At 40.0% G+C, this 24,773-nt stretch carries 21 protein-coding genes and 1 pseudogene; 13 read left to right on the top strand and 9 right to left on the bottom strand.

The window, feature by feature from the left end:
• Positions 1–4: 4 nt before the first annotated feature.
• The 3 genes from bshB1 to ABDZ97_RS11880 are packed head-to-tail and all read right to left on the bottom strand — an operon-like array spanning position 5 to position 4,457.
• On the bottom strand, positions 5–724 hold the full coding sequence (bshB1, locus tag ABDZ97_RS11890; RefSeq protein ID WP_343787892.1) for a bacillithiol biosynthesis deacetylase BshB1: 720 nt from the start codon (positions 722–724) through the stop codon (positions 5–7).
• Positions 724–1,197: a glutathione peroxidase gene (locus ABDZ97_RS11885; RefSeq protein ID WP_343787890.1), complete on the bottom strand. Its 474-nt coding sequence runs from the start codon at positions 1,195–1,197 to the stop codon at positions 724–726. Before ABDZ97_RS11885 ends, bshB1 begins: the two co-directional genes overlap by 1 nt.
• The gene (locus ABDZ97_RS11880; RefSeq protein WP_343787888.1) at positions 1,194–4,457 is read right to left on the bottom strand and encodes a cytochrome c biogenesis protein CcsA; all 3,264 of its coding nucleotides are present in this window, start codon (positions 4,455–4,457) and stop codon (positions 1,194–1,196) included. Before ABDZ97_RS11880 ends, ABDZ97_RS11885 begins: the two co-directional genes overlap by 4 nt.
• Before the next feature lie 208 nt (positions 4,458–4,665).
• On the opposite strand from ABDZ97_RS11880, the gene ABDZ97_RS11875 reads away from it, so the two are divergent.
• Together ABDZ97_RS11875 and ABDZ97_RS11870 are read left to right on the top strand one after the other, a co-directional pair.
• Positions 4,666–5,370, top strand: coding sequence for a hypothetical protein (locus ABDZ97_RS11875; protein ID WP_343787886.1), 705 nt, complete (start codon positions 4,666–4,668; stop codon positions 5,368–5,370).
• A 43-nt stretch (positions 5,371–5,413) separates the two neighbouring features.
• Positions 5,414–6,289 (top strand): OmpA family protein, encoded by an 876-nt coding sequence (locus tag ABDZ97_RS11870; RefSeq protein ID WP_343787884.1) that lies wholly within the window; start codon positions 5,414–5,416, stop codon positions 6,287–6,289.
• Here the strand turns inward: ABDZ97_RS11870 and ABDZ97_RS11865 are convergent.
• From ABDZ97_RS11865 to ABDZ97_RS11850, 4 genes are all read right to left on the bottom strand, one after another.
• Positions 6,286–7,665 carry an exonuclease domain-containing protein gene (locus tag ABDZ97_RS11865; protein ID WP_343787882.1) on the bottom strand — a complete coding sequence of 460 codons (1,380 nt, stop codon included), beginning with the start codon at positions 7,663–7,665 and terminating at the stop codon, positions 6,286–6,288. The two genes, ABDZ97_RS11870 and ABDZ97_RS11865, sit on opposite strands and share 4 nt — an antisense overlap.
• 125 nt (positions 7,666–7,790) lie before the next feature.
• Positions 7,791–9,359, bottom strand: a complete 1,569-nt coding sequence (locus ABDZ97_RS11860; protein WP_343787880.1) for a flotillin family protein — start codon at positions 9,357–9,359, stop codon at positions 7,791–7,793.
• Positions 9,360–9,363: 4 nt separating this feature from the next.
• Positions 9,364–9,936: a serine protease gene (locus tag ABDZ97_RS11855; protein WP_343787878.1), complete on the bottom strand. Its 573-nt coding sequence runs from the start codon at positions 9,934–9,936 to the stop codon at positions 9,364–9,366.
• Positions 9,937–9,948: 12 nt separating this feature from the next.
• On the bottom strand, positions 9,949–10,206 hold the full coding sequence (locus ABDZ97_RS11850) for a hypothetical protein (RefSeq protein WP_343787876.1): 258 nt from the start codon (positions 10,204–10,206) through the stop codon (positions 9,949–9,951).
• A gap of 94 nt (positions 10,207–10,300) precedes the next feature.
• Between ABDZ97_RS11850 and ABDZ97_RS11845 the strand changes: the two are divergent.
• From ABDZ97_RS11845 to ABDZ97_RS11805, 9 genes and pseudogenes are all read left to right on the top strand, one after another.
• Positions 10,301–11,134 (top strand): annotated as a pseudogene (locus ABDZ97_RS11845) (MFS transporter); the annotation flags it as partial.
• Between the two features lie 76 nt (positions 11,135–11,210).
• Positions 11,211–11,678: an MFS transporter gene (locus ABDZ97_RS11840; protein WP_343787873.1), complete on the top strand. Its 468-nt coding sequence runs from the start codon at positions 11,211–11,213 to the stop codon at positions 11,676–11,678.
• 1 nt (position 11,679) lies between these two features.
• Complete coding sequence (locus tag ABDZ97_RS11835; RefSeq protein ID WP_343787871.1) at positions 11,680–13,221, top strand: hypothetical protein; 1,542 nt, start codon at positions 11,680–11,682, stop codon at positions 13,219–13,221.
• 104 nt (positions 13,222–13,325) lie between these two features.
• A complete protein-coding gene (locus tag ABDZ97_RS11830) occupies positions 13,326–14,393 on the top strand; it encodes a methyltransferase (protein WP_343787869.1) in 1,068 nt (355 codons plus the stop codon).
• A 2-nt stretch (positions 14,394–14,395) separates the two neighbouring features.
• Positions 14,396–15,463, top strand: coding sequence for a methyltransferase (locus ABDZ97_RS11825; protein ID WP_343787867.1), 1,068 nt, complete (start codon positions 14,396–14,398; stop codon positions 15,461–15,463).
• 49 nt (positions 15,464–15,512) lie between these two features.
• A complete protein-coding gene (locus ABDZ97_RS11820) occupies positions 15,513–16,082 on the top strand; it encodes a Crp/Fnr family transcriptional regulator (RefSeq protein ID WP_343787865.1) in 570 nt (189 codons plus the stop codon).
• A gap of 75 nt (positions 16,083–16,157) precedes the next feature.
• Positions 16,158–17,546, top strand: coding sequence for a TolC family protein (locus ABDZ97_RS11815; protein ID WP_343787863.1), 1,389 nt, complete (start codon positions 16,158–16,160; stop codon positions 17,544–17,546).
• Positions 17,547–17,556: 10 nt separating this feature from the next.
• Complete coding sequence (locus tag ABDZ97_RS11810; RefSeq protein ID WP_343787861.1) at positions 17,557–18,516, top strand: HlyD family secretion protein; 960 nt, start codon at positions 17,557–17,559, stop codon at positions 18,514–18,516.
• A gap of 4 nt (positions 18,517–18,520) precedes the next feature.
• Positions 18,521–19,711, top strand: coding sequence for an ABC transporter permease (locus ABDZ97_RS11805; protein WP_343787859.1), 1,191 nt, complete (start codon positions 18,521–18,523; stop codon positions 19,709–19,711).
• 3 nt (positions 19,712–19,714) lie between these two features.
• On the opposite strand, the gene ABDZ97_RS11800 is transcribed toward ABDZ97_RS11805, so the two are convergent.
• A complete protein-coding gene (locus tag ABDZ97_RS11800) occupies positions 19,715–20,740 on the bottom strand; it encodes a hypothetical protein (RefSeq protein WP_343787857.1) in 1,026 nt (341 codons plus the stop codon).
• A 124-nt stretch (positions 20,741–20,864) separates the two neighbouring features.
• Between ABDZ97_RS11800 and ABDZ97_RS11795 the strand changes: the two genes are divergently transcribed.
• Together ABDZ97_RS11795 and ABDZ97_RS11790 are read left to right on the top strand one after the other, a co-directional pair.
• The gene (locus tag ABDZ97_RS11795) at positions 20,865–21,641 is read left to right on the top strand and encodes a class I SAM-dependent methyltransferase (RefSeq protein ID WP_343787855.1); all 777 of its coding nucleotides are present in this window, start codon (positions 20,865–20,867) and stop codon (positions 21,639–21,641) included.
• Between the two features lie 2 nt (positions 21,642–21,643).
• A complete protein-coding gene (locus tag ABDZ97_RS11790) occupies positions 21,644–22,603 on the top strand; it encodes a cytochrome-c peroxidase (RefSeq protein WP_343787853.1) in 960 nt (319 codons plus the stop codon).
• A gap of 50 nt (positions 22,604–22,653) precedes the next feature.
• Here the strand turns inward: ABDZ97_RS11790 and ABDZ97_RS11785 are convergent, their stop codons facing one another.
• Complete coding sequence (locus tag ABDZ97_RS11785) at positions 22,654–24,750, bottom strand: M16 family metallopeptidase (protein WP_343787851.1); 2,097 nt, start codon at positions 24,748–24,750, stop codon at positions 22,654–22,656.
• Between the last annotated feature and the right edge of the window lie 23 nt (positions 24,751–24,773).

Raw genomic sequence — 24,773 nt, 5'->3', positions numbered from 1 at the left:
GAGATTATATCAAATGATCCAAATACTCAACCCCCGGAACTCGTTCTACCGTATACCCCTCGGCAAATTCAACACCAATTTCTCTACCGAACTGGCGCATTCTACCTTCCAGAAAGTCGAAAAACTCTTTTCCTGAGATCGGAGTTTGAGGCTCATTGGATTCGGGATCATAAAATTGAGTCTTGTAAGCCCGGATAGCTTCAAATTTTGTTTCTACAAACTCCGTAACATCGATAGCGAAATCCGGTTGAATATAGCGATCCTGAATATAATGATAGACAGCTTTAGGTCGCCAGGGCTGCTGCGATTTTCCGTTGAGTTCGGTTTCTATTTTTCGCAACCCGGCAAGAAAACAGGCGTCTGAAATAAAAGCAGACCCTTTTCCATGATCGGGATGACGGTCCGAAATTGCATTTGCCAAGACTATTTCCGGTTGAAATCTTCTGATTTGAACGACAAGTTTTAGCAACTCTTCTTTCGAATGACCGAAAAAGCCATCTTGCATTTTTAGGTTTTCCCGAAAAGATACTCCCAGTATCCGGGAGGCATCATGGGCTTCACTGTAGCGTGTTTCTATGGTTCCACGCGATCCTAGCTCTCCCTGAGTCAGGTCAACGATGGCTACTTTTTTACCTGCTTTTACATGTTTGGCAATAGTACCACCTGCTGATAATTCCACATCATCAGGATGAGCTCCAATTCCCAGTATATCTACTTTTTCCATTACGAATTAATCCAATCAGTAATTTTTTTGTCATTCGGAAGAGTGCGGGGATCTATATCACAGACAAAATCTCCGTTTTCATCAATGAGAAATTTATGAAAATTCCATTTAACTTCCAATTCTTCTCCTTTTTCTCCTGAATGGCAAAGCCAGGTAAACAAAGGATGTTGGTTTTCACCTTTTACATGTACCTTTTCGGTTAGTGGGAAGCTAACTCCATAATTACGGGAGCAAAACGTAGCGATTTGTTCAGGAGTACCCGGCTCCTGTCCCATAAAATCATTACTGGGTATACCGATAATGACAAAATGATCCCCTCCGTATTCTTCATAGATTTGCTGGAGTTGTTCATATTGTGGTGTCAGTCCGCATTCGGAAGCGACATTAACCAGTAATACTTTCTTTCCTTTGAAAGAAGTAAGATCAAGAGGTTCTCCCGAAAGTGTATTTATGGTATGATCGTATAATTTCATCGTTTCTTTTTTTGTGTAGAAATTGCCCGTACAATGGCAAGTAAGTTGAAAATAGCAAATCCTATGATGGTTCCGATTACCCAGTCAGGCCACATTGTATCCGCTTCTCCTTCAGCATAGGAATGTAACCCTACCAGGAAGAAGTTTACACCGAAGAAAGTGAACAGAATCGCGCCGAATGACCACATAGCAACGGAGTTAAACACGAGTTTACTTTGTAGTGCCGGAATATAGCGCAGGTGAAGAAGGACTGCATACACAAGTATTGAAACAAGTGCCCAGGTTTCCTTCGGATCCCATCCCCAGTAACGTCCCCAGGATTCGTTTGCCCAGATACCTCCGAGGAAAGTACCAATCGTGAGCATAAATAAACCTACAGTTATTGTCAATTCAACTACATAGGAAATTTCGTTGATGTGCAAGTTTATTTCTTTTCGATTGTTTTTACTTCTGAGTAAATACAACGTCAGATTAATGATCGCAAGAATAGCTCCCAGACCAAGGAAACCATAACTTCCTGTAATGATAGCAACGTGGATCATCAGCCAGTACGATTGAAGTACCGGAACAAGGTTGGTTATTGCCGGATCCAATTGATTCATGTGAGAAACAAACAGAATGAAGAAAGTTAGAAGAGCGGTTCCTCCCAACGTAACTTTTGATTTTCTGGAAAAAACAAGTCCCGCAAGAACTGTTACCCAGGCAATGAATACTAACGCTTCGTATCCGTCACTCCAGGGGGCATGTCCGGATATATACCAACGCATACCCAGTCCTACAGCATGAAGAACAAAAGCAACTATAACCAACGTGGTTAAGGTTACATTGGGAATCCGTATCCATTTGTCGGAGTTGGTAAATATGCTGACAAAGAATAATACCAGTAGCAAAAATCCTAAGATAAGATAGGCGTAACTCAATTTCTTAAACAAATCCAATTTGTTATAACTGATCTCCATGTTTATTTTCATCTCACTTGGAATCACGTTCTCACCAATTTTTTGCTGATAGGTTTTAATGTGTCCCAACCATTCGTCCGCACCGGAGTAATCACCCTCAGTTTTTCCAATCGCTAACTGCGAAAAATAGGTCATTACAGCACGCGGCATTAGTGAGTCTTCATCACTGTAAGGAGCAGATTTATCCATCGGATGATACCAGGTATGATTTGGATCATTTTTGACAGGGAGAATTCTCAGGTATTTGTACATAACCGTGATATTCAGGATCTGTAGCCGTTCATTAACCTTGATAATCTGCTTGTCATAATCCGATTGCTTGGTAGCCGGTTTTCTGTTAGACTTTTCTACTTCTTCCTCGAGAAGATATTCTCCTGTTATCGGATCAAAAAAGTCTTTGAAAGCTGCGTATTTGTCCGAAAGGGCTAGTTTTTCACGGATTGCCTCATTACTTACAGCAATAATAGGCTGTTTCATCCAGTATTCGGGATTCAGGTGCATATCCATGAAAACTTGAGTAGCAGTTAATCCGTTGTAAGTGTCACTTCTGTGGATTTTTCGCAGTATTTCCAAAGCTACCGTCTGGAAAGGTTTGAAGCGCCCTTCGTAATCCTGTATAATCAGGCTTTCCAGTTTCTTTGCATGTTCGGCAGAAATCGGAGTTTCATCAAATTTTTTCCATTTTAACAAATCTTCTTCACTCATTTCTTCATGAGGAGCTATGCTTGTTTCACTGGAAGGTAAGGTATCTGATGAATCATGCGCATGCTGGTGATCATGACCGCTATGATCATGGTCATGATCGTGATGTTCGTGGTTGTGTCCATCGTGCAGTGTATCATGCGTTTGTGAGAAAGCACCGAAACTCAATACCAAAGCTAATACGGTCATTCCTGCTTTTTTGCGATGAATTCCTGCTATTTTTCGATTGAGTTCACGGAAACGGGATGCAGGAGCAAACAGCGTCATAATCATACCGATCGTCATTAATAAATAACCAAAATACGTCACATTGGTTCCCCAGAAATCCTGGTTGACACTTAAACGAGTACCCAATTCATCCGGGTCGTAGCTGGACTGAAAGAAACGATATCCTCTGTAGTCCATTACACTATTCATAAAAATCCGGCGATCGAATTCTTTGTTTAATTCTTCATCAATTACTGTAATTTCACTGGCATAAGACGAGGGCGAATCAGATCCCGGATAGCGCTCGAGTTGGAAATCTCTCAAAGCAAGGTAAAAAGGTGTCTTTACAGGATAAGCTCCATAAGCCAATTTAAAATTCAACCCGCCAAATTGGAAGAAAGTAGGTACCGGGATACGTCCCTGTCCTCCATCCAGTTCGATGATTTTTTCTTCGTTGCCGGCTTTTAGTTTTATTTTCAGTACGTCCTGACCCATATCTTTGACAGGAGATTTAACTTTTTTCATAACCGACTTCTCATGTACAGCTCTGAATACAAAGTTATTTCCCTGCATGGTATACAAACGCCCCTGATAAAATCCGGTGACAGAATCCGCAGGAATTACTCCCGAAGACTGATCACTCATAAGCATATAGCTTACGTCAGCAGGAGCTGTCATTGTAAACCCTGTAGGTGCTTTTTGAATGTGTACAGCGGTTGCCGGTGCTTGTGGGTATTCGAAAGCTAATACCAATCCTTCCTGTTGAAAAACGGTTCCTTCCGAAACATAGTTAGTGTCCATTCCCATTTCACCCGGAGTGACTATTTCGAGAATTGTTTTTCCATTTTCCAGATCAGTCTCAATCGAGCTGATAGCATTCGGAATATAATCCAAATATTCGATTGAGAAAGGTGTCTGAATCCCTGGGAATTCAAAATCATGAAGGAAGTAATTATCAGCAAAATCAGCCATAATCAGAGGCTTATTGTACTCATACTGCTTCTGATTATCATGCGCCATAATCTGTAGGTAGGCATCTGCGGAATAAATCGTGTTACTACGTTCCCCTTCACGGATTAACATAATGCCTTCGAATCCGACATAGCGGGTTAGTCCGGCTCCTATGATGATAACGATAAATGAAATATGGAAAAAGAAGATCGCGATTTTCTCCCTTGTGTACATCCTGTATCGGAAAATGTTTGCCACAAGGCTAAAAGACAGGTAGATCATAAGCACTTCGAACCATTTGGCATTGTAGATAACAGCTTTGGCTGCCTGAGTGCCGTGAGCAGATTCAATAAAGGTGGCTCTGGCGATAGCTACAAGGAATAGTATGAGTCCAACTGTCATCAATTCCATGGAGAAAAGCTTACGGAGAAATTTTTCCATAATTCATCATTCTAAGATTCCCGACAAATTTAACCATAAACGATTGTTTTCAGACCTAAAAAGGTAGAAAAGATTGGACTTTTTGGAATTTTGGACCACGTATTGATTGTAAGGTAATTAGCTGTTGGCTTTTTCCGGTAGTATAGAATTTTATTTGTAAATTCGCAGCCGCAATTTTTTTTAAATGAGGATGTTAACCGGATGGTAGATGATGAGAGAAAGAAAACGAAGAGTATATAAGGGTTTGGTAATCAGTAGTCTTTTACTGTTGTTTTCCTGGAGTGCTTTCTCTCAACAGTATCGATGGCGATCAAAACCTCAACACACTTGGATTTTTGGATTGGGATTTCAGGCAATTGATGATTACAACGTCCCGTTCGGAGATTTGTTCAAGGGAGGAAGAACGTGGCATTTGCTTCCTTATCCGACACGATTAAGTGCAGAACGAAACTTCAACTATGGAATTGGGGTTGGGGGACTTTTGCAGTACAATCAACTAAAACAGGGTAAATTTGTTAATGAAGTGACTAATCCGTCTCTCGTACATGTTGTAAGTTTTGACGGGTATGTAAAGTACCGCTTCAACATGAAGTATAAAAAAGTATCCTGGTTTGATCCGTATGTAGCGTTGGGATTGGGGTATACTATGCGGTTTTCATCAGCTTCGTCTGATCATATAACGACAAATATTCATCTGGGGAGTAATTTTTGGTTTACGGATCGGATAGGGGTACAGATAGAAACTTCAGCAAAGTTTGCGTTGGGAGCTTCTTATCCGGCTCACCAGGCAAGTTATCTGCAACATTCAGCCAGTTTCTTGTATCGGTTATACCCATCGAAACGTCAAAAGAAAAGCAAGCAACGTTACAAATGGATTCGGAAGAAGCCGAAAGGAAATGCCAACCGAATCTGATATTTCATAACCTTTTTGGTAAATATGACGTACAAAGGCTAGTATGAAACCTTTGACTATTCAACTTCTTGGTTTTATGATGTTTTCTTTTTCGTTTGTTTTTGGTCAGATAAAAACAACGGAGTTCTTTTTTAATACAAATGATACCACGCTTACCGAATATTCGCAACAAAAATTGGATGGGTTTATTCAAACAGCGAAAGAAACCCCTTTTTACCTGATTAAACTGCGTGTTTTTTCAGATACGGTAGGTCCGGCTGACTATAACCGGCAATTATCGGAAAGAAGAGCAACTGCGATTCGGAGACAACTAGGGGAGATGGCTGACAAGTCGTATACAGAAATCGGGATTTATGGTAAAAATTACGATTCTATCAAATATCCTTTGGGAAATCTCCAAATGTGGCGAAGACTGGAAATTTTTTATCAGTACGACGAGCCTGAACTGTTGCAGATAAACAGTTCAGAGCAAAATAGAAAAGACGGGGATAGTTCATTTGTAGAAACTCCGATAGAGGTGTTTCAGACAGATTACCAATCAAAAAAAGAGGTGTTTATTTTTGATACTCTGACCAAGGAAAGAGTAGGGGAAACAATTGCTTTGGATATTCGATTTGTGCAAAATTCAGATGTCCTCTATGGAAATTCGTACAGTGAAGTAAAATCGTTGTCTGACTTTCTGAAAAGAAATGAAGCGTTACATATCGTTATCAGAGGGCATGTTTGTTGCGGTCCTAATAAACGGATCTCTAAAAAGAGAGCAAAACGCGTTTACTTATTGCTCAAAGACAGTGGAATTCAAACAAAACGGATGAGCTGGATAGGAATGAGTAATACGGAACCGCTAATTTTTCCGGAGCAAACGGAAAATGACAGGAAAGCCAACCGAAGAGTAGATGTACGATTCTTTAAAAACTAATCGAACGTTCGGGTTTTTATTTTTTCAGTATTCTTTCGTAAGAATTGCTGAATAATTGAGCGGTCGTCACGATCTTCCGTCTGAATATCAATTTTCGATTTCCAGTAATTAATCGTTCTTTTTAATTCTGAAAAGTGGAGATAAGCGTAGCCGATATAGGTGTTATTTTCAATTAGAATAATTGATTTTTCCGTTCTTTGTCTGCCCTTATCGAGAATGAAAAAACTGGGAGAGGTAAAGGACAGGTGATCCAAAGCTGCGTCAACACGTCTGTTATACTCTTCAGCAGCTTCTTCTCCTATACAAGCTCCCATACATTCTTTTGTCTGGTATCTGAAACAACTTCCGGAGGACTGATACAAACCGTTTAATTTTTGACAAAGCTCATAATCATTCGTGATTTTATGTAGAGCATTTTTTGCTTCTGTGATACCTGCAAAGGTTGTAATCGGAGTTTCTATCCTGTTTTTTAGCTGGTCAATTGTCAGATTAATATAACCTCGTTGATCTTCATAAGCAAATAAACCATGTGTAAAGCGACTTGTTCGGAGTCTCCTGTTGAAGCGGGGAGTATGTTTTTTTATAAGCTTAGACTCTTTTAGTAATGCGATCAGTTCGCTTCCTGTCAATTCGTATTCGATACGACAGATTTCATTTCGCATCTCAACAGCCTTCTTTCCGGATGTATTTCGCAAATGTTGTTCTACCCGTTTTTTGATGTTTTTACTCTTACCGATGTAGATGAGACAATTGGTTTCATCGTAGAGAAAATAGACGCCTGTCTTTTCCGGTAACTGATCCAGTGCTCCTATATCAAGATTAGGGTGCAAAATACTAGGATTAATTTCATCCTGAATAAAGTGTTGAAGGTTTCTTCCTGATTTTTCGAAGAGCATGGTGAAAATTTCAGCCGTTGCCATAGCATCGCCTCCTGCACGGTGTCTTCCGTCAACAACAACATTAAGTGAACGAGCGAGCTTTCCTAAACTATAGGATTCATGACCGGGAAGAAGTTGTCGTGATGTACGAACGGTGCAAAGTTGAGGTCGTCTGTAGTCATACCCGAGTGACTTGAATTCACTGCGAATCATTCCGTAGTCAAAACCGACATTATGTGCTACAAATATGCAGTCCTCGGTAATTTCAACAATCTTTTTTGCAATCTCGAAAAAACGGGGGGCTGTTGCTACCATTTGATCCGTAATCCCTGTCAGGTGAACAACAAATTTGGGGATTTCAGTTTCCGGGTTGACAAGCGAAACAAATTCATCAATAATACGGGTGCCATCGTGGATAAAAATTGCAATTTCCGTAATTTTGGAAGAGCCGGGACTTCCTCCTGTGGTTTCAACGTCAATTATTGCAAATTTTTTCATCGTTCAGGTGACAAATGTAGGCGATAAAAATTATAATCGGAAGTCGGTAACAGAAGTTTTAACTGTAAAAAAACAAAACAGGATCCGATCCCGGACCCTGTCTCACTATACTAATATAGGGTATACTATTCTTCTTCCGAAGGGGCAGGAGGTAATTCTCCCGGAGTCTCAGGCTTCGAATCATCATTCGTAGCTTTCTTCTGCCCCTTGTCTTCACCTTTCAGATAAGTAGGAAGGTTTAACCCCGCCATATTAAACAAGTCATTTAACGGTGGAACCGTTTTCATCATCCCGGAAACAAAGTTTGCCGTTGATGAGTTCCCACTGTCATTTTGTCCATTACCGGAATCCCAAACGGTAATCTTATCAATTTTGATGTTTTTAACCGCCTCAACCTGTGTTTTGACAAGTTCAGGAAGTTTTTCGATAAGCAATAACTGGAATGCTTTGGTTGGATCTCCACCTGCAGCAGCAACAACTTCTTTGTATCCGTCCGCCTGTTTAGTAAGGATTTCGTGTAAACCTTGTGCTTCTGCGTTCATTTTGGCAAAGATAGCGTCTGCTTCCCCTTTTGCGTTTTCACGGATACGTTCTGCTTCTGCCTGGGCATCAATAATAGCCCGTTGTTTGGAGATTTCAGCCGGTACGATAACGTTGGCAACCTGTGTCGCTCTTTCTCGTTCCGAACGGGCATTTTCAGCTTTTTGTTCAGCGATATAAGCTTCTTCCAGTGCTTTTGCTTGTTGCACTTTTTCAGCAGCTGTTGCCTGACGAAGGGCTTCAGCTTCTCTTTCTCTACGTGTTGCATCAGAAGCAGCAATGTCAATCTTCGCTTCATTCTCTCCACGAACAGCTAAAGCGTTTGCTTCAGATGTTTTAATACGCGTATCACGCTCTGCCTCTGCTTTACCGATCGATTCATCTTTAATTGCAGAAGCAATACTAACTTCTCTGTCTTTTTGTGTGATAGCAATCTTAACATCGCGGTCACGATTGGTTTCGGCAATCTGAACGTCTTTTTCACGGTCAGCAAGTGCTTTTCCTGTTTCCCCGATTTTTTCCTGCTCGGCAACACTAATCTTAGCTTCGTTAATAGCTTTCGCTGCAGCTTCTTTTCCAAGTGCTTCAATATAACCGGATTCATCTTTGATATCGGTTACGTTAACGTTGATTAGTTTAAGACCGATTTTCTTTAATTCGGTATCTATGTTTTTAGAAATATTCTCCAGAAACTTATCTCTGTCTGTGTTGATTTCCTCAATCGTCATGGTAGCGATAACCAAACGCAACTGACCAAAAAGGATGTCTTTTGATAATTCCTGAATTTGGTCAGGAGTGAGTCCTAACAAACGTTCTGCTGCATTTCCCATTGTATCAGGCTCTGTCGAAATAGCAATTGTAAAACGACAAGGTACATCAACTCGGATATTCTGACGGGATAATGCATTGGTCAGATTAGCTTCGATTGAAATTGGTTTCAGATCCAGGTAAGCATAATCCTGAATAACCGGCCAGATAAAAGCACCACCTCCGTGGATACATCTGGCTGAACTTCCTCCGGTTCTACCGTAAACAACAAGAATTTTATCCGAAGGACACCGCTTGTAGCGGGATATCAAAGCAGAAATAGTAACGAACAGTACAATGACTGAAACTACTATTATTGCGATGGGAGACATGAAAATTGAATCCATAGTGTTAGAGTTTTTCTACTAATAATAAATTGTCATCTACAACTTCCAGAACGCGAATTACCGATCCGGATTCAAGTGTTACCCCAGAGGTAACTGCATTTAATTCGTGAACCGAACCATTCACACTGACCTGAACTTTTCCAACTCCGGTTTTATTTTCCGGTATTCTGAGATAAACCGTTCCCGTTTTGTGCAATGTCTTGGAAATATGGAAAGAGTTGTCTTCCTGCAGTTTCTGTATCTGACGAATGATAAAGAAAAAGAGAAACAGGAATACCAGACCAATTACCGCTGCAACCAGAATAAGAATGGTTTTGTTTTCGATTGAATTCCAAAAGGAGATTCCTCCCCAACCAAACCCGAGTAAAAAATTGATAAGGTTACGAAGAGAAAATAGCTGGAAAGGACCATCTGAGTCGGCACTCATATCACCGTCAAAGTCGGCATTCAGCCCGTCACTTGCATCACTTCCTATAAAGGTAAGAACAGTCTGTACCAAAAAGATAAGTGATGCAGGAATAGCTATGAACCAAAACGTGCGTAGTAACGGTTCGAATTGATTAAAAAAGTCCATCATGTACCTTCGTTTTTAGTACATGTTTTGAACGTCCTGGAAAAAATCCATTGCTTTTTGCTCGATTTCTTCACGGATAGGTCGGAAATCAGCCTTATTTTTTGCTTCGTTAATTCGCGTGATTACTGTATCGTGAAACTCAAGTACTGAATCAATGAAGTTATCTGACTCTTCTATTTTTTTAGGATTGGAAAGCTGTACATTGTATGCTTCTTCCACAACATCGATTATCAGGTAATTCAAATGTTTTTTTAAATCTCTCTTACTTGCCATACTGAATTGTTTTGTACAAAGATATTCGATTTCCCGAAAAAAGAAAGGCTTTACCGACGTACATAAATAATTTGTCGAATCAATCCAGCGGTTCATGATGAAAATGAGCGCAGAAGGCTTAAAGTTTAAATCAGTTTCAAATATTTTTTTCACTTTTGTTCAAAATCATTTCATGTTAAAAGGAGATAAACGAATAATAAGAGGATGGGTTTTTTACGATTGGGCAAACTCTGTTTATAATCTTGTTATCTCATCAGCAATATTCCCTATTTTTTACGATAACGTTACCCGGGATTGTCTGGGGTCTATCTGTGAAAATGGGACAGACAATACCTATGTACATTTTTTCGGGTCGTATATTTCAAACAGTACTATCTACTCTTATGTACTTTCATTGTCTTTTCTGGTAGTTGCTTTTGCTTCCCCCATGTTGAGTGGTATTGCAGACTACACCGGATCAAAGAAGAAGTTTTTGAAGTTTTTTGCATACCTGGGATCCATCTCCAGTATGACGCTGTTCTTTTTTAACCCGGACTATATATACTGGTCCTTTATTTCAGTGTTTTTTGCTTCTATCGGTTTCTGGAACAGTCTTGTGTTTTATAATGCTTTTTTACCGGAAATTGCAGAGCCAAAAGACCAGGATCGGATTTCAGCCAGAGGGTTTTCAATGGGGTATTTCGGAGCGATGATATTGTTGTTGCTCGCTTTGGTATCCATAAAAGGCTTTGGTGTTCCGGCCAAGTGGTCTTTTGTTTTTGTTGGTCTTTGGTGGATTGGTTTCAGCCAGTTTACTTTCCGTGTATTACCGGATAATGTGTACAAACGTCCAAAAGAAAAAGGATATATTTGGAAGGGTTTCAAAGAGTTGAAGGCGGTATTTAATGAGTTTAGAAAAACCAAGAGTCTGAAAAGATTCCTGCTCTCTTTCTTCGCCTTTAATACAGGGGTACAAACGGTAATGTTGATGGCGACTTTAATTTGCGAAGAAAGAGATTCACGACATGCCGGATTCGGGGTTGATCGTGGCTATTCTTTTGATTCAGATTCTCGGAGCTATAGGAGCTTACCTGATGTCCTGGTTGTCCGGTCGAATAGGAAATATACGAACGCTGATGATAAGTATTATTATCTGGATAGGAGTTTGCGCAGCGGCTTTTGTAATTACAACGGAGATCCAATTTTACTTTCTGGCAGCGTCGGTAGGTCTGGTTATGGGAGGGGTACAGGCTTTATCCCGGTCGACCTATTCAAAAATGCTTCCTGAAACAAAGGATCACGCTTCTTACTTTTCGTTTTTTGATGTAACGGAAAAAGTAGGAATTGTATTGGGAACTTTTTTCTTCGGTTTTATGGAGTACGCAACCGGATCTATTCGTTATTCGGTTCTATCCGTAGCTTTTTTCTTTATTTTAGGAATGTTATTGATGTTCTTTATCCCTCGCAAAGAGTGGAAAGTTACCAAAAATTGATATGACATTTGACCGACTACTGAAGCCACTTTTTTTTCTGTTATTTGTAATAACAATAGTTCAGTATTGGTTTTTTAGTCCGGTTGTTTTTGCTGATGCTTCCCGGGGATTTGAGGCGATGGAACAATACATGGCAGGGGGAAACTGGAATAGTGTCAGTTATCCTGTGGTTGGAGGAGATTATCAGTACTTTTTATCCTGGTGGACACCCGGTCAATGGGTTTTCCCTTTTCTTCTGATTAAGATAGGGGTTGGGATGAATACAGCTTTGCAGCTTATTACTACAGTTGCCTTATCAGTATCTATCTTTGGATATTATCGCTTATTCCGGATTTTAGACTTTTCGTCAGTGCTTGTCTGGGGGAGTCTCATCACCATTGTTACGAACCAATTGTTCTATTGGCATACGATTATGTACTATGGGGGCGATTTATTGTTGCTTGCCCTCTTTCCTTATTTTGTTCTCTTTCTTTTGAAATTGAGAAAATCTGTTTCATTACTTAATTTGTGTCTCCTTTTCGTTTATATACTAATTGGTTTTTTCCTGAAATCATCTTTTTTGGTAATTAGTTGGGCTGGAGTGGGCAGCTTTATACTGATTTGGTTATTACAGGGAGATAAAAGAAATAGAAAATGGACACTTTATCTCATTCCTCTGCTAACAGCAACGGTCGTAATTTACATCTTTTTTCTTGCGAAGGGAGAGACACCCGGTAGTACGATACGTTCTGGAGCCTATAATCATCTGACGCATGATATATTCGGAGATCTTTTTTATGCACTAGGAAGTCCTGTAGGTATAATGACCCGTTTTTTTCCGGCGATTCAGAAAGTGATTGCAAATGTAGGAGTGAATTTGAATTTTTTAGCCATTTTGGGATGTATTGCTTCGGGATGGCTATTGGTACGGTTTTTTACTTCCGGCTCGGAAGATCGGAAACAGGTTATTTTGTTTTCAGGTTTGTTTTTTGCTGCAATGACATTCTTGTTTCTCAGTGACCGGGCGGTTTCGTACGATATGCGCCACTTTGCTCCATTTGCTTTTCTTTTAACACCTTTCATGCTTGAATGGTGTATCTCGGTTCGCTGGAAGAAGTTGTTTCTATCCGTATTGATTGTATTGAATCTGGCTGATTTTGCCTTATTTCCAATCTACAGATACAAAGTGGAACATACGCATGAAATGGTTGGAGAGATCAAAATGAAACAGGAGGATGCGGAGACTGTTCGTAGAATTTACTCCGGTCAAACGGAAAATAATCGACTTGTAATTATTCAGGATTACTGGTTATTAAGTCATTATATGAGAGGGCCATCCATTTGTTTATCGGAACAGAATGGAGATTGGATCGTTAACTCTGGAATGGAAGAGATACATAAAGAAAAAATGGATTGGGATATTCTTTCTTCGTATCATACGGTCATTTTCGTTTCGAGAAATAGCGGAGAATTACCGGTTGAGTTACAAAAAAGAGTGCAAAAGGAAAGGGTGGAGATTTCCAACGGATATACAATTTTCCTGTTGACTCCGATCAAAGACTAGGTATTTTGCCGGATTTGTCCGGAGAAACGTAAATCCGTATTTCTAAACGGTTTTGTTTATAGGAGAATAATTATATTTGGTCGTTCAAAAAAAGCAATACAATTATGAATTCATTCAATAAAGACCAACGTTCAGCGAGAGAAGCAATTGAATATGCACAGTGGATAGCATTTGGTCCGGTGGTTTTTCAGGTAGCGAGATCAATGCGAAATTTGGGAATTATTGATGCGCTGATCAAAGGAGGACGCAAGGGGAAGACATTGGATGATATTGCTAAAGAAACAGGAGTTTCAGAGTATGGTGTTCGTGTATTACTGGAAGCCGGTTTGGGAATGGGATTGGTGTTAGAGAATGAAGGACTTTATTCTGCTACAAAGACGGCATATCTGATCGAAAATGATCCGATGACAAACGTTAATATGGATTTTACACATGATGTAAACTACGAAGGAACATACTATCTGGAAGACGCCATTCGCACAGGTAAACCAGCCGGGTTGAAAGTTTTTGGGGATTGGGCTACCGTATATGAAGGATTGTCGCAGATGCCGGATAAAGCGAAGCAGAGCTGGTTGAATTTTGATCACCTTTATTCGGATGATGCTTTTCCGGAAGCATTTGATCATGTTTTTAAGTACCAACCCAAAAGCATTTTGGATATAGGAGGAAATACAGGTAAAATCTCCATGAAGTTTGCCAAATATAATCCGGATATTCAAATCACGATGGTGGATTTACCGGGACAGATCGAAATGGCGAAAAAGAATATTGCTGAAAATGGATTATCAGACAGAATACAATTTCATGCAACTAACTTGTTAGATCCTGCGAATAAATTACCGGAAGGTCGTGATGCTATCTGGATGAGTCAGTTTCTGGATTGTTTTTCGGATGACGAAATTGTATCTATTTTAGAACGTTGTCATGAGGCAATTGCAGAGGATGGATATGTATACATTATGGAACCTTTCTGGGATCGTCAGCAATTGGAAGCCTCTGCTTTTGCTTTACAGCAGACTTCTCTTTATTTTACAGTTATCGCAAACGGTAACAGCCAGATGTACGATTCTAAAGTATTCTTTAAACTGGTTGAGAAAGCAGGATTTGAAATTGTAGACGTAATTGATAAGATCGGTATGTGTCAAACCGTATTGCGTCTAAAGAAGAAATAAACATGAATACATTCAGTAAGGATAAACAAACAGCGGCAGAGGTTTTTGAATATGCTCAGTGGATCTCTTTTGGTCCGATTATTTTTCAGGCGGCTCGTGCCATGCGTAATCTGGGAATTCTGGATGCGATTATAAAAAGCGGACGTAAAGGAATTTCACTTGAAGATATTGCCCGTGAAACCGGGTTAAAAGAATATGGTGTACGTGTTTTGGTTGAAGCAGGTATTGGAATGGGACTTGTTCACGAAAAAGAGGGGAAATATACAGCCTCTAAAGTATCGTTTCTTCTTCAGAATCATGAGTTGACCAGAGTTAACATGGATTTTACTCACGATGTAAACTATCTGGGAGCGTACTATCTGGAAGATTCCGTACGAAATGGAAAACCGGAAGGTTTGAAAGTATTTGGAGAATGGGCAACGGTTTATGAAGGATTAGCACATCTTCCTGAAAAAGTGAAGGAAAGCTGGTTTAATTTCGATCATTTGTATTCGGATGACGCTTTTCCGGCTGCTTACCGACATGTTTTCAAGTACGAACCAAAACGAATTATGGATATCGGATGTAATACCGGGAAAATTACCATAAAGTTTGCCCAGTACCATCCGGATGTAAAAATTACAATGGTGGATTTGCCAAATCAGATTGAAATGGCAAAGAAGAATATTGAACGCCATGGATTACAGGATCGGGTAGAATATTACCCAACAAACCTGCTGGATCCTTCTAACCAATTACCAAAAGGACACGATACAATCTGGATGAGTCAGTTTTTAGACTGCTTCTCAGATGATGAAATCGTATCCATTCTGAAACGTTGTCATGATGCATTAACTGATGACGGGTATGTGTACATTATGGAGCCGTTTTGGGATCGGCAGGAATTTGGTGCCTCCGCCTTTGCTTTGCAGCAGACGTCACTCTATTTTACAGCAGTGGCAAATGGTAATAGTCAGATGTATGATTCCCGTGTGTTCCTTAAACTGGTGGACAAAGCCGGCTTTAAAGTAGAAGAGGTAGTAGACGGGATAGGGATGTGTCAGACGATTCTTCGGATACAGAAAAAATAAATTTCTTACAATCATTAGCAATCCTGACTGCAGAGGTGTAAATTAGGGTATGGAACTTGACGAATTTTTGCACACATTCGGTTTAAGTGATGAGGAAATATACCTCATGCAAAAACTGGGGAAAGAAGAACGGTTTCGTCAGGGAGAAGATGTTTCTTTCATCGGCAGACATATTGATCATTTTCATTTTATCAAGCAGGGGATGATTCGTTCTTACCGGATTATTGATGGAAATGATTTTACCTATAATTTTTTTCTGGTTGGGGATATTTGTGTGGATTATGAGTCTTTGTTAAAGAAAGTGCCAAGTCAGAGTTATTTCGAAGTACTCGCGCCGACAGAAGTAATTACCTTTCGTTTTTCCAAAGTAGAAGCTTTATTTGAAGAACATCCTAGAATAGAGCGTATAGCCAGAAAAATGGCGGAGTTTGCTTATGTCCGGCTTGTTGAACGGGTAAAAGAATTTCAATCAGATTCTCTTGAACAACGTTATTTAAACCTGATCAGCAACCAGGAAGCTTTGTTTCACTCTGCACCTTTACAACATATAGCTTCTTATTTGGGAGTAAAACCGCAAAGTCTAAGTCGCGTTCGTGCGAAAATTGTGAAAAATAGTTAATCCGTTATTTCTTAACATAGGTGAATTTTCAGGGGGATAGCCCTCCGTAATTTTGTTTTGTGAAAATGAAACAAAATGAAGAATAACAAATTTACCCTCGTCAGTTTATTGCTTGTCGGCACGTTGCAGGTTCGGGTGACAGCACAAACTCCTCCAACATTACAGGAGGTAATTGACAGTGCCCTGGTGCAGGATTATGCTTTCGAGAATAAACAACTGGAGTTAAGACGAATTGAACTGGATCAGGAGCGAATCAAGGATGCTTATATGCCGCGTATTGAATTAAATGCAAAGGAATCATATGCCTATGCGGCCTCCAATCTAACGACACCTGCTTTTGCCATACCACAGTTACAAATGGCATTTCCCGAACATGAAAACCGATATAAGCTGGATAACTTTATTACACAGGCAGATCTGAAAGCCTCCTTTTTGCTTTTTTCAGGGGGAAAGGTTAGTAATCTAAAGAAAGCAAACGAAGCACGACTTGAAGCAGAAACCGCTTTGTTGGAAACCGACCGCAATGCAATCATCCAAAATGTGACTGCTTTGTATGATCAGTTGGCTATGTTGAAATCAGTTAAGGCAACATTGGATCAAAGTAGCAAACGATTGGATGAAAATCTGAAAGTAGCAGAAAAAGCATTGAGTCTTGGATTGATTACGCAGTATGAATACAATAAAGTAACACTTGCGGTGAGTCAGCTCGCAGCCAAGTATAAAGAATATGAAGGAAAAAGACGTTTGGTCGTATTGAGTCTGCATACAATTACGAAAATTGAGTACGACAGGCTGGAAAAAATAGAGGAAGATTTGATTATTATGCCGGTTTCTTATGTTGACGAGCCGGTAAACAGACCGGAAATAACAGCCCTGAATGCAGCAGTACTGGCTAATGAGTATAAAGTGAAAGCAGCCAAAAAATGGTGGGTACCAAAGATTGGTGCTTCTGCCTCTGTAGGATATTTTGGGCTCCATAATGGAAGGTTGCGAACTACAGATCCATCATTGACAACGCAACAACCACTGAATCATACATTTTCTTCTGTATCTGCTACACCTGTATTTATTGCCGGAGTTGGACTTAAGTGGGATCTTTTTGACGGGAGAGAAGGGATCAATGAAACAAAACGGGCGCAAATTGATTTACAAATTGCTCAAAATAAACGGGATGATGTTTCAGAAAAAATAACGCTTCAACTCGAAAAACAAAAAGTAGAGTTGGAAATAGCCGGAGATCGTCTGGAGGTGAAGAAAACAGCTTTGCAAATAGCCGAAAATTCCATGGAACAAGCTATGAAAGAATTCAAAGTCGGATTAATTAAGTCACTTCAGTTACTGGAGGCTGAAAATGATTTACAACTGGCACAACAGGAGTATGCACAAGCTATTTTCCAGCAGAGAAGAGCTGCTGTTCAATACCTTGAAGCTGCCGGAGTTTTAGATGTAACCACTTTAAAATAATAAAACAATCATGAAGATAAAAAATGTAATTACAATAAGTATCGGAGCCGTTTTAGTAACAGCTTGTTCAGCTCCACTGGAAAAACCGATTCAGGGTAAGATAAAAAAAGAGGTAATTTCTTTTACACCTAAAGTAACTGGTAGAATACTTGAAATCTATGTCCAGGAAGGAGATGTGGTACAACCGGGTGATACATTAGCAATGTTAGATGTTCCTGAAGTTGACGCTAAATTGGAGCAGGCTTCCGGAGTTGTTCAGGCAGCCAGTGCACAAAGTACGTTGGCAAATAACGGAGCTACTGAAAATCAGAGAAAACAATTGAAGGCTAAACGGGAAGCTGTAAGGGAGCAATATGTATATGCAGAAAAATCATTTAACCGTTCGAAAGCAATGTTTGACGAAGGATTGATGGCTCCCCAGCAGTTTGATGAAGTTCAGTCCAAATACACTGCTGCGAAAGCTCAGTTAGATGCGGTAAATGCAGAATGGGCCGAAGTCGAGAAAGGAACTCGTTTTGAAACCCGTAATGCAGCATACGGTCAGCAACAACAGGCATTGGGAGTATTAAAGGAAGTGGAAATTGCGTACTCAGAGAAATACATTATTGCAACTAACAGCATGCAAATTGAAACAATCTCTCTGCATGAGGGAGAGTTGGCTACTGCCGGTTATGCATTGTTCAATGGATATATTCCGAATTCAACATATTTCCGGATGACTATCGGGGAAAAAGAAATCGCCGGTTACACGAAAGGAAAAGAGATTACTTTGTTGATCCCTTATATAAACAGAGACGTTCGTGTAAAAGTTCAGAATGTTAAACAATTGGCCCGGTATGCCGATGTGACCAGTCCTTATCCCAACCTTGAAATAGATGAGGCTTTTTATGAAGTGAAATTAGTCCCTTCGGATGCGGGAGAAGATTTGACGGATTTATTGGTGAATGCATCTGTAATCCTTAAAAAGTAATACGGTGAAAAATCTAATGTATTTAGTACGTCGGGAGTTTAAAATGTTTTTCAGCAATACGACTTTGTTATTAGTCTTCGTTGCCGCCCCGATTATTTATGCAGTGATGCTGGCTTCCGTTTATAAATCGGGAAAAGCAACGGAGCTTCCGGTGGTAGTAGTGGATCGGGATAATTCCCCGATGAGCTTACAGATATTGGAAATGCTGGAGGATAATGAAGGGATTGAGATTAAAAAAGTACTTGCGGAATCCAATGATGTGCAAGCGGATATGGTGAAATTAGATGCTTCGGCGATGGTTATTATTCCAGATCGTTTTGAGGCTGATATTTTACAGGCGCGTTATCCGGAAGTAATGGTGTATTGTAATACGGTCAACTTATTGACAGCAAATTTTGTGAGTAAAAGTATTCAGACTTCGTTAGGGACTTTTGCAGCAGGTGCTGAAATCAAGGCTTTACAGAGAAGAGGAATGTCCGGTGCGGAAGCTAAGATGAAGTACGAACCTTTCAAACAAAACTATGTTAAGGTATTTAATGAAACCGGGAATTATTTCTCTTTTATGTGGCCGGCTATGCTTACTGTTGTTCTTCAGCAGGTGATATTATTGGCAATGGCGGTTAGTATTGCATTTGAGGTAGAGAATAATTCCTTTGGAAAAGGAATCGTAAGTAAAACAAAATCTGCGTTGGCAACCGTATTGATTAAGGTTGCTCCGGTGTGGGTGTTATCCATCCCAATGGTGGGCATATTCTATGGGTTTCATGTATTGTACGATGCACCTTTGCCGTCCGGACCATTTAATTTTATTGTTTTGTCTGCTTTGTTTGTCGTTTCGGCAACTTTTTTAGGGGTCATGATAAGTGCAATGCTACCGAATGCTTTGAAGGCTACTCAGGTTTTGATGCTGTTATCAGCTCCCGGGTTTATTATCAGCGGATATACATGGCCTATTTTTGCAATGGCAACTCCAATTCAATGGCTGGCCAATGCTTTGCCGTTAACTCCTTTCCTGAATGCGTTTAAACATCTGTTGATGGAAGGAGCAACATTGCAGCAAGTGTTGCCTAGTATACAACAACTGGCTATTCAAATCGTCGCTTATTTTTTACTGAGTGTCATTCTGGTAAAGTGGCGTATAAAAAAAGAAGAGAAAAAGATGAAGTTACAGGTTGCTGCGGTAGAGGAAAAATAATGGTTATTTCTTTTTCTTCCTTGCTTTTTCCTTAAAGCGATACCCTCCGGACAGACGGACATCAAAATAATACTGTTGGAAATTAATATTTTTGATATTTATCCGTCTGAACTGGAATTCGCCTGAAAGATTCAGAAACCATTTGGTTTTTTGAACACCAAGTACCAACATCAAATCCGTACGTGTGCTTAAGCCTAGGAAACCTCTGGAGTTATCAGGGGTTTTATAGGATTTAACCTGTAATAAAGGACCAAATCCGGCAAGAATACCTCCCTGGAACCAGTCTTTTTTATAGACATACGCCAGTCCGGGAATAGCTCCCAGTTCAAAGGATCCCAAACGATTCATATTGGAGTTATCCTCGGATACTGTGCGTTGAAAGTCGGAAAGAAGGTAGTTTTTTTCGTTACTGATCCCAATTCCACCCAGATAACCATAAATGTACGGACTTAGTGAAGATCTTTTATAATCAGCTACTTTTCCCTGAAAAGCCTTGTAATGAAAACCTTTTCTGAAAAAATAGCGAACATGTAGTCCTACGGTAGCTGTTGTATAATCCGGATGAATCCCGTGTTTCTCTGTTAAATCGACTGTATCAGCTGCCTGTTGATTTAAGTAGGCAAATCCTTTGAAATAATTGATGTCTACAGCAAAATTTATTCGTTTGATAGCAAATCCCAGGTCGAGATTCAGGTAATTGGACTTACCATACAACTTTGGGTTAAGTGTATTGACAGGTAATTTAAATGTCAGCCCCAAACGTACCCCCAGATAATGAACCCCGGCCTGAAATACAAACGGTGTGTTGGGAATCATATTTACTTTACCATGACCATCATATTTGAGATTATAGGAAAGGTGAGTACTATTGAAACCTGTTCCTATATCAATAATCCAACGACGTTTGTAGAGGTTGTAATGTATACTGGAGTCTTTAAAATCAAAGAGCTTACTCTCCTGTGCTTTTAGTTCCGGAGGAAACAAAAGCAGAAGAAAAAAGCATATTTGAAGAATTCTTCCGGTGGGCACACGTAACATTTACTGAACGAAAATATCGATTTTTAGAGCAGGAAAAGTAACTTTACGGAAATTTACTGAACAGTCCTTTGTTAATGGGGGTTGACCGGGGATCAGTAGTAGGAACTATGTCGAGATGAAGAAACTGTACAAATTTCTGTTGAATACGTTACCGCGTCCTGTTTTGATACGCATGAGTTATGTTTTTAAACAAGTAGCTCCGATGTTGTACAAAGGAGATAAGGTAGAGTGTCCCGTTTGTCAACGGTCTTTCCGCAAGTTTCTTTCGTACGGATCAGCAGTAGCGCACCGGGAGAATGTATTATGTCCTTATGATCTGACTTTGGAAAGACATCGTCTGATTTGGTTGTATTTGCTCAATAAATCTGATTTTTTCACGGCTGAGCAGATTGAAATGTTGCATATTGCACCTGAACAGTGCTTTTTACCGCATTTCAAAAAACAGAATAACCTGAAGTACCTTACGGGAGACCTGGTTTCTCCGATAGCAGATATACACTTTGATTTGCATGATATTCCACTTGAAGACAATCGGTTTGATGTTGTTTTTTGTAACCATGTTCTGGAACATGTAGAAGATGACAAACAATGTATGGGGGAGTTATTTCGTGTGATGAAGCCCGGTGGATGGGGGATATTTCAGGTTCCTATGGATCTTACGCGCTCAGAAACGTATGAGGATAAAAGTATTACTTCTCCTGAAGAGCGCGAGAAACATTTTTGGCAAAAAGACCATGTTCGTTTATATGGATTGGATTATCCTGAAAAGTTAAAAGCTGTTGGTTTTGATGTAGAGGAATACAATCCGAAAACAGAGTTGGATGAAAAACTGATCGAACGGTATCGCCTGAGTCCCGGGGAAATTTTGTACATTTTCAGAAAGCCGGAATAAAAATGAGAAAAGGGGAGAGTATAGTCACTTCTTCCGCAACAAGATTTCTTTTGCTGCAGGTTGGTTTAGTGACCTTGTTTTCCTGTTCGTCACCTTATCCGGAGCCTATTCATCCTGAGGATAATCCCTTTAGCATTGAAAAAGCAGAATTGGGAGAAAAACTGTTTTTTGACCCGAGACTGAGTATTGATAATACGGTTTCTTGTGCAACCTGTCATGTTCCCGAAAGAGCATTTACCGATAATCTACCACTTTCTAATGGAGTTTATGGTCGGAAGTCCTTACGAAATGCTCCATCTTTAATCAATGTAGCCTATCAACCTCATTTTATGTTTGAAGGAGAAATTAAAACGCTTGAAATGCAGGCGGTTGTTCCGATAACTGATCTGAATGAAATGGGGTATGAAAAGATAGGTGAATTAGTCCAAAAACTTCACTCTATTGATGAGTACAATGAGCTGGCAAAGCAAGTTTTTGACAGGGAGTTTGATGTGTGGGTGCTAACACGTGCTTTAGCTGCTTATGAGCGTACATTGATTGTCTGGAACAGCCCGTTTGATGATTATTATTTTCTGGGAAAAGAACTTGATAAGCAGGCACTGAAGGGATACAGAATCTTTGATGAACAGTTACATTGTACGGACTGTCACCCGGCCCCGTTTTTTACTTCGTTTGAGATCAAGTCTAACGGTAGCGGGAATGGAAGAGACGGAGGAAGATACAGGATAACTGCAGATTCGACAGATTTCGGAAAGTTCAAGATTCCATCGTTACGCAATGTGACAAAAACATATCCGTATATGCATGACGGATCAGTACAAACCATTGATGAGGTACTGGATTATTATGCAAAAGGTGGAAGTGGAAACCTGAATCAGTCGGAAGAGATCAAAAGTTTTACTCTTTCAGATGAAGAGAGGGAAGCTTTACATGCCTTCTTCAGATCTTTAGAAACAAATTAAAAAAGAGGAACAGTACTACCATTCCTCTTTTCTATAAATAAATTCTACTACTATTTTACAAACTTCTTATCGTCGATAGATTTGTTAATCTCGATAGATTTTACTTCAACCAGTAATGACATAGAACCGGCCATCTGGCTAAGTTCGTGAGGGAACAGAATCCCGTTAACCTCATTAAACTTACGATATTCCACACTGGATGATGAAGTCTCTCCTTCCATAGTCGTTACAGAGCTGGAACGTTCTTTCTGGAAAGTGGAAACAGAATAGTAATCCTGTGTTACCGAGTTTGAAGTGCTTGTTTCAATCACATAATAATCTTTCCCCATTTCCTTTTTGATTCCTAAAAGTTTGAATTCAACTTCATGTTTACTGTAGTTTACTTCGGGAATAAGACCAATTGTCTTTTTCTTTTCAGCGACTTCTTCGTCAGAATACTCGATTGATTGTCCTCCGGCCATCGGAGAAGATTCCATTCCACCTGCTTTTCCATTAAAGAACGTACGCTGCATTACCTGACCATTGAAAAGAACTTCCATCGCTTCAGAACTAGGAGTCTTTAGATAGGTGTACATATCAAAACTTACAGGAGCTCCGGAAGGAGTAGCTGTCATTACCTGTGTCATTGATTTGATCTTTCCTATTTTTTGCTCTGCTTCTTTTCTTGTTTTCGATTGTGTAACCGCCAGAATATAATTCTCAATTACTTTTTCAGCAGAAATGTCAGCTTTCTTGAATCCTGTTTCCGGGTTCCCGAAAGCATCGTAATACTCAATTTTTCCATTCTGATCAAAAGGAAGCAGGTTTTCGGCAATCTTCTCATTTCCTACAACAACGATATAGGCATTTTCATAATCAAGATACGATTCAGCCATTTTATTAATGTCACTTATCGTTGTCTCTTCAATCATTTTCAGATAGTTTTTGTAGTAATCCTTATCCAGTTTGTTACGGAAGATAGACAAAGCAAAATCAGCGATCGTCTGAGGACGTTCAAGAGCGCGAACAAACGATCCGGACATCGAAGCCTTGGCTAGTTGAAGTTCTTCTTCGGTTACAGGATTCTCAGTGATCGTTCTTATTTCAGAAAGAATTTGAGTAACCGCACTATCCGTTACTTCGTTACGGAAACTTCCCGAAGTGTAGAAATAACTTCCTGTTCTGGCGATGGATACGCCTGAGTAACATCCGTATGTGTACGCTTTGTCCTCACGCAGGTTTTGCATCAGGCGAGCTTCAAATGTTCCTCCACCAAGGATTTGGTTCATCAATTTGACCTTGATTTCATCCGGGTGTCCCGGTGTAATGTTAAGAGGAATTGCTACCTGGATAACTGACTGAACAGCTCCGGCTTTTTTCCCGAAAATAACACGACTACCTTTTTGATTTGGTTTTACAACATATTTACCACTTTCGGTAACCTTTCCGGTCCAATCTCCAAGTGTGTTTTTGATGAGCTCCTGAAGACGGGCTGCATCGATATCTCCTACCACAACCAGATAACTGTTTCGGGGAGTAAATTTACTGTGGAAGTAATTCTTTACATCTGCAAGTGTAATTGCCTCCAGTGTTTCTTCCGTCATGCTTTCTCCTCGCGGGTGCTTTTTTCCGAAAACGACAGAATTAGTGATGTTAGAAGCCATGGTGTTGGCATCTGACTTGGTCATCGTCAAAGCAGAAGCACTTTGTTTTTTTATCCGGTCAAACTCAGATTCAGGGAAATTGGCATTTTTCACAATTTCTGCAAGAATAGCAATCAGATCCAAGTCGTATTTGGACAGTCCTGAAACATAGATCGAAGAGGAGCTGGCAGATATGTTGGCACCCATGTAATCGATCTTAAAATCCAATTCATCCTTACTGAGATTCTTTGTCCCTGACAGGATCATACTCCCGGCAAAGTCTGCCAAACCACTTTTTTCTCCTTCCAGCATAGGGTCAGTTCCCATAACCAGATTGAACGAAACGCGGGGAATTTTGTCATTTTTCGATAGAATTACAGTCATTCCGTTATCAAGATCGAAAATTTCCGAGTCCGGAATATTAACAGCCGGAGCTTTGCTTGCTTGTGGGCGTACTGAGCGGTCAATCTGGGCCTGAAGCCCGAAAGCCGCCATTATGAATGTATATAAAAGAATATTTTTCATGGTCTTATTTTTTCTTTCGATGA

The organism is Wandonia haliotis (assembly GCF_039523435.1).
Classification (GTDB): Bacteria; Bacteroidota; Bacteroidia; order Flavobacteriales_D; family Crocinitomicaceae; genus Wandonia; species Wandonia haliotis.
This window is presented reverse-complemented; position numbering and strand designations above follow the sequence as displayed.